Source organism: Prochlorococcus sp. MIT 1323 (genome assembly GCF_047304905.1).
GTDB lineage: Bacteria > Cyanobacteriota > Cyanobacteriia > PCC-6307 > Cyanobiaceae > Prochlorococcus > Prochlorococcus marinus_D.
Genome location: NZ_CP138973.1, coordinates 444340 through 456763, shown reverse-complemented (window position 1 = coordinate 456763; position 12424 = coordinate 444340). Strand labels below are relative to the sequence as shown.

Annotated in this window: 13 protein-coding genes; 6 read left to right on the top strand and 7 right to left on the bottom strand. The window is 53.1% G+C overall.

Translation table 11 applies throughout. The annotated features are described in order from the left end of the window. The first annotated feature begins 277 nt into the window (after nucleotides 1–277). Nucleotides 278–1462, top strand: coding sequence for a pyridoxal-phosphate-dependent aminotransferase family protein (locus tag SIB68_RS02155; RefSeq protein WP_063400409.1), 1185 nt, complete (start codon nucleotides 278–280; stop codon nucleotides 1460–1462). Here SIB68_RS02155 and SIB68_RS02150 read toward each other — a convergent pair. Beyond that, complete coding sequence (locus tag SIB68_RS02150; protein WP_063400685.1) at nucleotides 1404–1895, bottom strand: nucleoside deaminase; 492 nt, start codon at nucleotides 1893–1895, stop codon at nucleotides 1404–1406. The genes SIB68_RS02155 and SIB68_RS02150 overlap by 59 nt on opposite strands. Nucleotides 1896–1997: 102 nt before the next feature. Between SIB68_RS02150 and SIB68_RS02145 the strand changes: the two genes are divergently transcribed. After that, the gene (locus tag SIB68_RS02145) at nucleotides 1998–3410 is read left to right on the top strand and encodes a pyridoxal phosphate-dependent decarboxylase family protein (protein ID WP_063400408.1); all 1413 of its coding nucleotides are present in this window, start codon (nucleotides 1998–2000) and stop codon (nucleotides 3408–3410) included. Nucleotides 3411–3497: 87 nt separating this feature from the next. Here the strand turns inward: SIB68_RS02145 and SIB68_RS02140 are convergent, their stop codons facing one another. The 4 genes from SIB68_RS02140 to SIB68_RS02125 all read right to left on the bottom strand — a co-directional run bounded on the left by SIB68_RS02140 (nucleotide 3498) and on the right by SIB68_RS02125 (nucleotide 6727). Next, complete coding sequence (locus SIB68_RS02140; protein WP_063400407.1) at nucleotides 3498–5096, bottom strand: YcjF family protein; 1599 nt, start codon at nucleotides 5094–5096, stop codon at nucleotides 3498–3500. Next, nucleotides 5093–5455, bottom strand: a complete 363-nt coding sequence (locus SIB68_RS02135; protein ID WP_063400684.1) for a hypothetical protein — start codon at nucleotides 5453–5455, stop codon at nucleotides 5093–5095. Before SIB68_RS02135 ends, SIB68_RS02140 begins: the two co-directional genes overlap by 4 nt. Nucleotides 5456–5660: 205 nt before the next feature. Further along, nucleotides 5661–6158 carry a signal peptidase II gene (gene lspA, locus SIB68_RS02130; RefSeq protein ID WP_063400406.1) on the bottom strand — a complete coding sequence of 166 codons (498 nt, stop codon included), beginning with the start codon at nucleotides 6156–6158 and terminating at the stop codon, nucleotides 5661–5663. Then, nucleotides 6155–6727 (bottom strand): biotin transporter BioY, encoded by a 573-nt coding sequence (locus SIB68_RS02125; RefSeq protein ID WP_011129973.1) that lies wholly within the window; start codon nucleotides 6725–6727, stop codon nucleotides 6155–6157. Before SIB68_RS02125 ends, lspA begins: the two co-directional genes overlap by 4 nt. 56 nt (nucleotides 6728–6783) lie before the next feature. On the opposite strand from SIB68_RS02125, the gene SIB68_RS02120 reads away from it, so the two are divergent. Then, a complete protein-coding gene (locus SIB68_RS02120; protein WP_063400405.1) occupies nucleotides 6784–7023 on the top strand; it encodes a DUF3148 domain-containing protein in 240 nt (79 codons plus the stop codon). On the opposite strand, the gene SIB68_RS02115 is transcribed toward SIB68_RS02120, so the two are convergent. Next, nucleotides 7020–8387, bottom strand: coding sequence for a M16 family metallopeptidase (locus SIB68_RS02115; RefSeq protein ID WP_063400404.1), 1368 nt, complete (start codon nucleotides 8385–8387; stop codon nucleotides 7020–7022). The two genes, SIB68_RS02120 and SIB68_RS02115, sit on opposite strands and share 4 nt — an antisense overlap. Then, entirely contained in the window at nucleotides 8291–9487 is a 1197-nt protein-coding gene (locus tag SIB68_RS02110; protein WP_063400683.1) for a M16 family metallopeptidase, read from the bottom strand. The genes SIB68_RS02115 and SIB68_RS02110 overlap by 97 nt, the downstream gene beginning before the upstream one ends. Before the next feature lie 61 nt (nucleotides 9488–9548). On the opposite strand from SIB68_RS02110, the gene SIB68_RS02105 reads away from it, so the two are divergent. Genes SIB68_RS02105 through devC form a run of 3 tightly spaced genes read left to right on the top strand, consistent with a single transcriptional unit; the run spans nucleotide 9549 to nucleotide 12417 of the window. Continuing rightward, complete coding sequence (locus tag SIB68_RS02105; protein ID WP_063400403.1) at nucleotides 9549–10343, top strand: phycocyanobilin:ferredoxin oxidoreductase; 795 nt, start codon at nucleotides 9549–9551, stop codon at nucleotides 10341–10343. A gap of 20 nt (nucleotides 10344–10363) precedes the next feature. Beyond that, nucleotides 10364–11248, top strand: a complete 885-nt coding sequence (locus SIB68_RS02100) for an HlyD family efflux transporter periplasmic adaptor subunit (RefSeq protein WP_063400402.1) — start codon at nucleotides 10364–10366, stop codon at nucleotides 11246–11248. After that, complete coding sequence (gene devC / locus SIB68_RS02095) at nucleotides 11248–12417, top strand: ABC transporter permease DevC (protein WP_063400401.1); 1170 nt, start codon at nucleotides 11248–11250, stop codon at nucleotides 12415–12417. The genes SIB68_RS02100 and devC overlap by 1 nt, the downstream gene beginning before the upstream one ends. The last annotated feature ends 7 nt before the right edge of the window (nucleotides 12418–12424 follow it).

The following is a 12424-nucleotide window of genomic DNA, read 5'->3' as shown; positions in this document are numbered from 1 at the left end:
CGCTCAATCTGCATCAACGATTTACAAGCCTGCTTGCAGTCAAAGGGAATCAGTGTTGAGCCGATGACTGATCAGGCTTCAAAGGAATTTTGCAAGATGAACCAGCGTTTTTTTACTTACTCCCCTTCTGCTGCCAAGAGATTCGAAAAAAAATCAGTTTTTTTAATTGCCGTCGCTATTGATTGACCTGCTTGGTTGCCGTTGCAATCCCTCAAAAAAAGTCCCGGGGATGAAGGTTGACTGCTTAGGCTCTAAACAATTGAACTAACCAAGGGCCTTGGCGACGACGCAAACCCTTCCCCAGGTTGACCAATCTCATAAGACGGTTCTCGAACCGATTGCCACGCCTACCCGCTTGCTGTTTGGGCCTGGACCCTCAAATGCCGATCCCAAGGTGCTTCAGGCACTTGCGCGCTCTCCGATTGGCCACCTTGATCCCCTTTATCTGGAATTGATGGGCGAGGTTCAGGAGTTGCTCCGCTACACCTGGCAGACCGACAACCGTTTCACACTGCCGATGAGCGGTACTGGTAGTGCCGCCATGGAGGCGACCTTGGCCAATACCGTTGAACCTGGTGACACGGTATTAGTTGCGGTAAACGGTTATTTCGGCAATCGCCTTGCCGATATGGCTGCTCGCTATCGAGCCAATGTTCAGTTGATTGAAAAACCCTGGGGAGAAGCCTTTTCCCTTGCAGAGCTAGAAGCAGGTTTGATCGAGCATCGCCCAGCAATTCTGGCTCTAGTGCATGCAGAAACATCCACTGGCGTTTGTCATCCAATGGATGGTGTCGGCGATCTTTGCCATAAGCACAATTGCCTTTTACTGCTAGATACGGTCACCTCCTTAGGCGCTGTGCCGGTTTTTCTGGATCAATGGAAGGTTGATCTGTCATACAGCTGTAGCCAGAAGGGGCTCAGCTGCCCTCCTGGTCTTGGTCCTTTCACCATGGGGCCCCGCGCCCAAGAGAAGCTTGCGACCCGTAGTAGCAAGGTGCCCAATTGGTATCTAGACGTGTCGCTGCTGAATCAGTATTGGGGAAGCGACAGGGTTTATCACCACACTGCGCCGGTGAATATGAACTTTGGGATGCGTGAAGCCCTGCGATTACTTGCGGATGAGGGCCTTGAAAACGCTTGGGATCGTCATCGCTGCAATGCCGAAGTGCTCTGGGCAGGGCTCGAGAGTCTTGGTTTGGAGTTGCATGTACCTGAAGCCTTGCGTTTGCCCACACTCACAACTGTTTGCATTCCTAATGGAGTTGATGGCAATGCCTTCCGTCTGCATTTGCTGAATGAGCACGGCATTGAAATTGGCGGCGGCTTAGGAAGCTTGGCTGGCAAGATCTGGAGGATTGGCTTGATGGGATACAACTCCACCCCTAAAAACGTTGAGATGTTGCTCAATCTGTTCGAGTCAGAGTTACCTCGTTTTCGTGAAAACGTTGCCGTTGCTGCTTGAACCAGGCTTCTAGCTGCTGCCTGGCTTCAACTTCCATCACACCGCCAAGAACACTCATTTTATGATGAGCACTGGGGTGTTCCCCCAGATTGATTGTGCTACCAAGCCCGCCTCGCTTGGGGTCGTGTGCAGCAAAGATCACCTGGCCCATGCGCGCTTGTGTTAGTGCTCCCGCGCACATCGGGCAGGGTTCCAGAGTGACAATCAGGGTGCAGTCATTAAATCGCCAATCACTTCTGAGCGAGGCAGCCTGTCGGAGTGCAATCAGTTCTGCATGGCCTAATGGATCACGTCCTCGATGCCTTTGGTTGCTGCCATGTCCGATACAGCGGCCATCGGCATCCAGAACTACGGCACTCACAGGAACTTCTCCAAGATCGCCAAGTTGTTTTGCTCGATTCAGTAGCCGCAACATCCAATAGCGGCATTGCATGTTGGTTAGTTCAAGAGGTTTCGCTAAAGGCACCGCTGAATGGCATCTCCTGATCAAACAATGCCATCAGGAGGGAGAATGGAACTTGTATGACGAGCGTTATTGGCTGGCACTCCCCAGATAAGGCCGACTGCGACCTTGGCTCCCTTTGCCAAGCCTGACCGTTTCGATCCAGAACTGCAGACTTTTCTGGAGCAGGCCAGTGCTCGACTTTGTCAATGGTTCGCAACAGCAAGCAATCGAGGCCCCTTACCAGCGATTAGTGCTTTGCCTGATGTGGCGCCGCCGCCTCAAGGTCTTTCAGTTGATGCCTTGCTGGACGATTTGCAGTTGGTGATGGAAGGGGCTTATCAGCCTTCCCATCCAGGTGCTTTGGCTCATCTCGATCCGCCTCCTCTAACGGCATCCATCGCTGCCGATTTGATCTGCGCAGGGCTAAACAACAATCTTTTGGCCGAGGAGTTGTCACCCAGTCTTTCGCGTTTAGAGCGAGAGATGTGCCGCTGGTTTGCTGAGCGCTTGGGGCTGCCGTTGACGGCTGGTGGTGTGGCAGCCAGTGGTGGCAGCCTCAGCAACCTTATGGCGATGGTGATAGCTCGCCAACAGGCAGATCTTCAAGATGATCCCAGGGCAGTCGTGCTTGCAAGTGTCGACGCTCATGTGTCGCTCGCTAAGGCCATTCGGGTCATGGGATTGGCTAGCGATGCTTTGCAGACGGTGCCTGTCGATCAAGAGGGCTGCATGAATCTCGATGCCCTAGAGCATCAACTGAAGGCTCTCCGCGCAGAAGGGAGACCATGCTTAGCCGTTGTGGCGACAGCAGGCACGACTGTCCAGGGAGCTGTAGATCCCTTGGTAGCGGTAGCAGAGCTATGCAGACGCGAGCAGGTCTGGTTGCATGTCGATGGAGCCATTGGAGGGGTCTTTGCTCTAACAGCAGCCACTGCTTCTGTGGTTGAAGGAATCTCTCTAGCCGATTCGATCACAGTGAATCCTCAAAAGTTGCTTGGGATCACTAAGACATCATCCCTATTGTTAGTCGCGAACCAATCCCATCTTGCTTCAGCCTTCTCGACTGGCTTGCCCTATATGGAACCAGCCTGGGGAGACGGTCATGGAAGTGAAATTGGCCTTCAAGGAACTCGACCAGCAGAAGTGCTCAAGCTTTGGTTGGGTCTGCGGCAGCTCGGGGAGCAGGGAATTCAGAGCTTGCTGGAGGGGGCGATTCAGCGTCGTCAGTCGCTCGCGCGTCAACTCGATCCATACAGGTTCATTCTTCTCAGCGGACCATTGCATCTGATTGCCTGTACCCCTAAGAACGCCGATGCAGATCAAGCCTCAGTCTGGTCATTAGCAACTCGGCAAAGCTTGCTGGAGCAGCAATTGATGGTGTCAAGACCCTTGCATCATGGTCGTCATTTCCTCAAGGTGGTCTTAGGCAACCCCCATACACAATCGATTCATCTCAATCGATTGGCAACCCTGATAAATCAATCTTTGCTGGGTTTGCGCTAATGGCTTCATCACCCCCACGAGGCCGCTGGGTGGCGATTATCACGACTGTTTTATCAGTAGCGATTGGATTGTTCTACCTGGCTTTGATCACAGTTCTGGATGCCCGTGGTCCGATGCGTCCGCCACCCCCCGAGGCCCTGGGCGAGGCGGGAGCTGTCGCCGTTTCTCCCGCTGAAGAGGCTCCACCACCCGCCGCAGGGCTGTCGTGAGAAAACGTTCAAGCGAAGATTCTCGTCGGTTGAGATCGTAGTGACGTTGCACCACTTCCTGCATACCGCCATCCCCCCAGTCTTGATCCTGCTGAAAGTAGGTAATGAAACTTGCTCCAGCAACGCGTGTGAGCCAAGCAGCAGCGACCCCTTGTACCGCTCGGCCCAGCAACAGGGTGGGCAAGTTGACACTGAGAGCTGTGCCGATGATCGCCACTCCACCTTTAACAATGCCAAGTCCTGCCAAAGTGCGCCCTACTGATACCGCCAGTTCTTGCGCTCGGTTGCGAGTGAGTTGAACGCCATAGACCCGGGCGACCTCCATCACCATTTGGGCATTCACTGCTGCCGTCCCCAATAGATCCACTCCTGGGAGGGGGTTTGCAGCGACAACACCACCACTAATCCAGCTGTAACGATCAACACACTGACGCGCTTCATGGTGTCGTTGTCGATCCAGCAGCTGGCGACCGGCATCTCCCAGATGACGACATTGCAGCAGAATGTTGTCTGCCAGTAGTTCTTCACCATCGGCATGTAGCACTGACGCAAGGCGACGCAGCAGGTTGTCGACTTCAGCAGGAGGCTGCAAAGGTCGTTTGCCAGGCCGCGGCAGTGACTGGGGTGCAGCGCTACAGGAGATCACATCCTCAGCTTCAAGCAAGCCCTTGCATCGCCCTCGCAACTGCGCCAAAAGCCGTCGCTCCTCTTCTTCACCGCGAAGATCGCATTTATTCAGAACTAGGAGCAATCGTTTGCCGAGATTGGCGAGGTTACTGATGACCTCCAGCTCTGAAGCGCGTAGATCACAATCCACAACCACCACCATCAGGTCAGCTCTGCTGGCTCGTTGCCTTGCTTCCTTCTCTCGGCTTAAACCGTTTCTGCCTGCTTCAAGAATTCCTGGGGTGTCAGCCAGTTGAAGGCCTCGATCAAGTCCCTCTAAACGCAGTCGATAAATCTGGCTACTGGTTGTGGATCCCATGGGTGCACCAACCTCACCCACCATTTCGTTCAGGAGTGCTCGGATCAGAGATGTCTTGCCGCTGGAACCAGTACCGAACACCACCACCATCAGATCACCACGGGCCAGTTCATCAGCCACCCTTTCTCTCTCTTGCTTAAGCCCTTCTCGAGTGACCTCGTCTTTGAGGCGTTCAAGTAGGCGATCAATGTTTTCAAGACTTTGCTTGGCTGCTTGATGACGGCTACTTGGAGGGGAAAGGGGCCGTTGATTGTTTTGAGCAGTTTCTAAGTTCTGACGCTTAAAAGCCTTCCACCAGGGCCATCCAACCTGATAGATCATCAAGATGATGAGGCCTGCTGTTAGAAACAACACCGGGCCTAGCAACCAGGGAGGTAGTAGGTAACTCAAATCCCAGAGCAGGTTCCTCACTACTTGCACTAGAGCTCCGATGACGAGCAAGACCACCAGCGCGCAGGCGGTCCATAGGAGCAGCCGCTGACGGGAGATCATTTGTTTGTCATGCTTCCGCTGGCCTGCAGGTTCAATGATCTTTGACCAGAGAGACAGCGTCTGGGATCTGGAACTGTTGGCATCATTGCTGAGCCAGAGACCAAGAATTTGTATTCGCAAGGCTCATAGCCGATCAATAGCAGATCTCTGGCATTAATGGTTGTGCCGGTCTTGCCATCTTCCATATCGCCAAGAGACCTATTGCACTGGTCCAGTTCATCACCACCATTTAAGGCATGCTCTGAATCTGCCCAGACCAGCAATTTTGATGCTTTCGCTCGCTGTATGCAGGAATGAGGCGAATAGGTCATTCGATCTTTGAGGATCGTGAAATCTTGATTTGATCGGCGTCGCATCATTCCAGCTCTCGCCCCCTCCTCCAACGCCAACAACGTGCATTGGTGGGTTTGAGATCATCTAGAGACTAAATGTTTGTCTTGATGATCAAGTAAGGCAAGCTCCATCCTTACGTTTCCACTAAAGGGGCAACTATCGCTTTAAAGAACAACTTTTCGATCGGGTTAACTGATCTGATTGATGATCACTCCAGTCATGGCACAACGCTTAGGTGTGTTGTTGTCCATGGCGTCTTGTCAGGGCATCGATTCCGAAGCAGATCACGGCCAAATTGATCGCCACATCGGCTCCATTGAAAATCGGAAAGTCCACTGGTACAAGTTGCAGAAAGTCGGTGACGTGCCCTAGACGCCATCGGTCCAAGCCATTGCCGATCGTTCCGCCGAGCAGAAAGGACATTGCAAGGCCTTGCCATAGCGGCATCTGCCCTGCTCTCCAAATCCAGACCATCAAACCAATGGTCACAGCCAGGCTGAGCAGCCCTAAGAGGAATGTTGCTCCATTGAAAAGATTAAAAGCTGCGCCTGTATTTCTGATCAGACGCAACTGCAATAGCCCAGGAACAAAAGGGAGTACCAAGCCTGAGCTGAGTTGTTGACGGGCCCAGCTTTTGCTGATCTGATCAATCAGCATCAGCAGGATGCTGATTAGCAGCATTGCCCTGCGTGATAGTTGACGTTGCTTCAGTATTTGAGGTTGATTCATTCAACAAACAGCAGATTTCGCAATGGCAAGGCAAGTACGCCAACGCCTGCACAGAGAACTAGTTGAGCGGGTAGGGGCCCAAAGGTATAGCTAAATAGCAGTTCTGGAATGCGATCAGGCCATTGGTATAGGGCAGATCCGATAAGCAGATTGAGTACGCCACAAAGTTGCAGCATGATCAGCCCCGCGATTGCTGCAATCGTCAGGCTCAGTACATCATTCATGCCTGGTTGCTGGGCCAGACGACCACTGAGCCAAGCAGCTGGAACGAATCCAGCCAGGTAGCCAAAACCTGGTGTCAGCACATAATTGAGGCCTCCACCACCATGAAATACGGGTAGGTCAACGAGGCCAATGGTGAGATAGGCAACTGCAGCGATGACTCCAGCACGCGGACCGCATACGAGTGCACACAGCAATAGAGCTGGCACCTGCCAAGTACTTGGAAGCGTTAACACGTGCGGTTGTAAGTCAAGGCCAGGCAAGAGCAGCGCAGCAGGGATCAACCCTCCTACAAGGATCATCATCAGGCCGGCGAGGGCGCCGCTCCAGGTAGCCAGGGCTCGCAAAAAAGGTTTTCAGCTAGCTCCATCCTGCAGTAGGAGAGTGGCATTGCTCATTTCTGATGGAACCGGTTATTGGTCAACAGGTCCGTTTAAAGGTGCCCTTGCCTTATCTAAAGACCGCGGATCCCATGCCAATGCTACGGCCACCGGATTTGGTCTCCCCAGAAGAGCTTGGCGAGATCGTTGGCCTGCGAGCCAAGGACATCGCTGTTGTGCGATTTCGTCATGGCAGCTTTCTGATCCCACTGGATCGCCTGATCTTTGACCTTTCAGATGTTGATGGCGCAAAGGGTGATTAAGAGCTTTGATCCACTTGCTGTTGCCAATCCTTGGAAAGGATTTGAAGGCTGTTTTCTGGGCCACAGAGACTTAGCAAGGGCATTCTTAGATGTCGTTGAGCTGCCTTTTGCAGAGCGCTTCCATCAAGATTTTTGATTGCCTCCAAGCTGTGCTTGTCATAGTTGGCTGGCAGCCCTAGTCCCCGCAATTGGGCTCGGCGTTCTGCCCGTTGTCCAGTGGTTTGAGCTCCATGGGCGAGTTGACCATGGAATTTTGCGCGTGCCAGTTCAATGTCTTCTTCTGATATTTCTTGCTGGCTTAGTTCCCACCAGCAATCTAAAAGCAATTGAAGGGTGAGTTTTGCCTTGTCTTCGCTTGTTGAGGCATGGAATACAAATGGAGCAGCACACTGACGTACCGGGTGATGAGTGCCTACGTCGTAGGCCACCCCGTGTTGCTCTCGTAGACGCCTGAACAGCAAGCTCGACATGCCTAATCCCAGGTGGCAGTTCAGTAAACGCAGTGCTAGATCATCTTCATGGCCATGCGCAAGGGTTGGCTGTCCAAGCATCATGACCACCTGACTTGTAGGTTCAGGCTGAAGACAAATGTTGGATTCGAGCTGAATGTTCTCTGTTGAGATCTTTCTCGATTCAGACGTTCTCGCTTGCTGAGGTGGATGATTGGGCCAGCGCTGGAAAGATTCCATTGCCTCCAGCCGCTGTTCAAGATCCTCTGGAAGGGTCCCAGAGAGGGCAAGCACAGGTGATTGTGCTGTTAGCCCGTCGATTAGCGAAATTAATTGCTGACGACCAAGTTGGTTGAGGTCCTCGCTAAGGCCAAGGGGATCGTGGCCATAAGGGCCACTGCCGTAAGCCATCTGCCGCCAGCCGTCAAAAGCCACGTGAAATGGGTCTTCTCTTTGTCTTTGCAAGGCCTGAAGACTGAGATCCCTTTCCAGCGTTACTTGACTTGAATCCAGATGCGGATCGATCAGCATCCAGCCAAGTAAATCAAGGAGTCGTTCGGCATCACGATCTGCACATTTGAGGCTAATTAGCAATCCGTCTTCGTGGGTATCGCAGCGCAAACCTGCCCCACAGCCTTCAACGAGATCGGCTAGAGCAAGGTGGTCATAGGGTCCACAGCCCCTGGTCAAGAGGGCTCCGAGCAGTTGATGAACTCCCCGTTGCCCTTGTGGGTCAGCACCACTGCCGCCTCTAACCCAGAGCTTGGCGGCGATAACTCCAGGTGCGGCGATTGGATCTAAAACCACATCGAGAGGATTCATTCTTCTGCTTCCATCGGTCTGGCAACAAGGGTGAAGCTCCGCTCTGGTTGCAGTAATGGAAGCATTTGCTCGAGAAGTCGAGTCGGCGTCCATGCAGTCAGGTGATCAAGTGGTGCCAACAAGGATTGAGGACGATTCCAAAGAGCTTGATTCCCTGCCAGGCCGGCTACTTGACTGGGAGCTTCAAGGCTGAAACACAGTCCATTTGAAACCAATTGGCTAGCTCGTTCGATCTCCTGATTCTTGGGTGTTGATTCGAGGCTCGTCTGCAGTAAATGGTGGATTTCCTTTTCCACCCTGTCCAGCTGCGTCTCGTTGCAGCATGCTTCTAGCAATACAAGGCTGCCTTGTTCCAACACGGTTACATCCATATCGATCGATTCCACGATTTGCAATTCCTCTCTGAGGTGATGCACCAGTCGACTGCGACGTCCTTCCGCAAGCAGGGTGGTCGCCAGGTCAGCTCCCATCACCATCTCTTGGTTTGAGGCAGGGGGCATCGGCCAGGTCATCAATAGCCGGGTGGATTCCAGCCTGGGGACTTGAATTTCTCGTCGCCCTTTTTGAAAGCTGAGCGTTGGAGAAATGGCAGGATCAATGTCCTCCATCGTTTGGTGATTCAACTCAGCCAGACGGCTGTTGTTCAAGATTTCTTCCAGGCCAATCGGAATGGCACCCGCAATTGCTAGGCAACAGTTCGGGCCTCGATAGCGGCGGCTGTGGAACTCCCTCATTTGCTCGGGAGTAATTCTTTTTAGGCTTGCTTCAAAGCCAAGGATGGCTCGGCCGTAGGGATGATCTTCGCAGCATGCTTCGAGAAGCTGTTGGAGGACTTGATCATCCGGTTGATCTCGATATTGGGCAATTTCCTCCAATACGACGTCTCGCTCCATGGCATAGGCCTCTGAACGCAGAGCTGGAGTCAGAACAAGGTTGAGCAGTAGATCAAGTGCTGCCCTGGCTGCCGTTGGTGGTACAAGAACGTGAAAGTGGACGTCATCGAAACCTGTGGCGGCATTGCTGCTGCCTCCAAGCGCTTCGATTTTGCGATCGAATTCTCCCGCCTCCATCTGTGAGCTTCCCTTGAACACCATGTGTTCAAGAAAGTGGGCTAGTCCTTCCTCTCCTTTTTGTTCGCTTGAACTACCTGCTTTGCACCAGAGGTCTAAACAAGTCAGTGGTGCATCTGGCATGGATGCCAGCACGCAGCGGGTCTTGTTCTTTAGAGCCCAGTGTTGAAGACTGGGTTTAGGGGTGGAGCGTGTCAGAGGTGCATGTCAAAGTCCCATTCTGATCCTTCTTGCCATCGTGCTGCCTTTTCCCTCCACAAGCGGCCCGGCAATTCATCCGTTAATCGAGTCGTTGGCAGCGCGGATCAGGCAGCGTAGGGCGCAGTTGCCGGAGCTCAGTCCATTTGCACTGGATTCAGTGATGGAGTCAATCAGCGGCCAGCTTGATGGAGAGGAGCTGCTGATTAGCAATGAATTGCATCGTTGTCGGGGGATGCGCAAGTTGCATTTGGAGATAGCAAGGCTGGGAGGGGGACTGCAAGTACTCCATTGCGTCTTCTTTCCCGATCCTCGCTTTGATCTACCAATTTTTGGAGCCGATATTGTTGCTGGTCCTGCCGGTATCTCGGCGGCCATCGTGGATCTTTCGCCTGTAGGCCTAACAATGCCAGTGGCCCTACTCCATGGCCTTGAGTCACTGCCTATTCCTGCGTTTCAACAGGTGAGGGAATTGCCAGCATGGGGATCCATTTTCTCGCCGTTTGTCCAGTTCATCCGTCCAGCTAGTAGCCAAGAGGAAAGCTGGTTCGTGGATTTGGCAGATGGCTATCTCAAAGCTCTTATCTCTAGCGTCATTGACGCGACTCCCGATGCTTCTGATGCGGCATCTACGATCCAAAGGCATAAGAGCCAACTCTCCTATTGCATCCAACAGAAACGCAACGACAAGACACGTGGAGTGCTGGAAAAGGCCTTCAATCCTCAATGGGCGGATCGATACATCGAGGAGATCTTGTTCGAGGATCCACCTCCCCTTTAAGCAGCAAAACCTGGAGATGGTTGATAACCGGAGGAATCTGCCTTGTTGTAGCTATTGGTATCTGGAGCCTTACGCGTCGGCCTGAGACACCTCAAGAAAGTGCTGTGCTAGTTCCAGCTGCCAGACCAATTGAAGCTGTTGCGGCCTTGGGGCAACTTGAGCCCGCTGGTGAGGTCCGTCGCTTGGCCGCCCCTGCTAGCGGATTTGGTGGCACTCCACGGGTTGCCAAGCTCAGTGTTCGTGAAGGTGATGCGGTTAAGCGTGGTCAGGTTCTAGCAGAGTTCGACAACCGACCTAAAACTTTTGCTGATCTGGCAGCTGTCCAAGCTCGACTGGAGACCCTCGAGGTTCAGTTGCGAATGCAGCGGCGGGAGGTCACTCGTTATCAAAAAGCTGCCATGGTTGGAGCTTCATCTCTGGTGGATTTGGAGGAAAAGCAGGAAGAACTCGTCAAAATCGATGGCCAACGTCGGGAGGCTTTGGCTGAAATCAGCGGACTTGAGGCTGATCTCGCTGATAGTCAATTGAAGTCTCCCCTCGATGGTGTGGTGTTAAGGGTGCACACTCGCGTCGGGGAGCGTCCAGGTAGTGATGGCGTGATGGAAGTTGGCGCCAATCAGACCATGGAAGCCTTGATCGAAGTTTATGAGTCGGATGTGAATCGAGTGAATGTTGGACAAGTTGTTCGCTTAACCAGTGAAAACGGTGGATTCGATGGGACTTTGATGGGTCGTGTGGAACGCATTAGCCCCCAGGTTCGTCAGCGCAATGTGCTCTCAACTGATCCAACTGGTGATGCAGATGCCCGCGTAGTTGAAGTTCGGGTCAGTCTTGACCAGAACTCAGCTGCTCGGGTGAGAAGTCTCGCGGGTATGAAGGTGATCGCTCGCTTTCAGCCCTCGTGATGTCTGGCTTTTGGCAACAGCGGAGGATCCCTCTGGCTTGGTTGCTCCTTAGTCGTCAACCTTTGCGGCTTTTGGTTGCTCTGGCAGGAATCTGCTTCGCCGGAATCCTGATGTTCATGCAATTGGGTTTCCGAGATGGTTTGTTCGATGCCAGTGTCACCGTGCATCGTCTCTTTGATGCTGACCTGGTGTTGATGAGCCCTCGCTCGATGAGCTCGATCAGCATGAGTGGATTTCCAAGGCGTCGGTTGGTGCAGTCCATGGCACATCCAGATGTTCAGGGCATCACGCCTGTGAACTGGAATTTTTTGCTTTGGAGAAATCCGCAAACCCTCACGACTCGCCAGATTCTTGCCTTAGGTTTTGAACCGGGGGATTCGCTGTTCACAGATCCTGAGCTTGCGGCCAAGGCAAAAGCGCTCACAAGTCGTGGTCGTGTTTTGTTTGATCAGCGTTCTCGAAATGAATTCGGACCTATTGCCAAGTGGTTTGATGAGGGCCGCATTGTTGAGACTGAGCTCGCCGGGAAAAGGGTTCGGGTAGCGGGGTTAGTCAGCCTGGGGCCATCGTTTGGAGCTGACGGCAATCTGCTCACCAGCAGGGAGACATTCCTTGAGCTGTTACCCAGCAATCCGCCTGGAAGCATTGAAATCGGTTTGCTAAGGCTGCGGCCAGGGGCAGATCCAGATGCTGTGGTTCGATCTCTCAAGGCGAGTTTGCCCAACGATGTGAAGGTCTTTACCAAGCAGGCTTTCATTGAGTTTGAGAAGAATTACTGGCGAAGCAGTACTTCCATTGGCTTCATTTTCAGCCTCGGTGCAGCAATGGGTTTTGTTGTGGGGTGCGTGATTGTCTATCAAATCCTCTACACCGATGTCAGCGATCATCTGCCTGAGTACGCCACTCTGATGGCGATGGGTTATCGCTTGAAGACTCTTCTAGGCGTGGTAGCTCGCGAAGGGATCTTCCTGGCAGTGATGGGGTATGTGCCGGCCTATGCCGCCGGCCAGGCCCTATACGCCTTGGTACGCAGTTCGACAAAACTACCTGTGGCAATGGATCTTCCGCGTGCCGTGCTTGTTTTCAGCCTGATCCTGGCGATGTGCATGGGCTCAGCGGTGCTGGCGATGCGCCGATTGGTCGATGCTGATCCTGCAGAGATTTTCTGATGGGTCT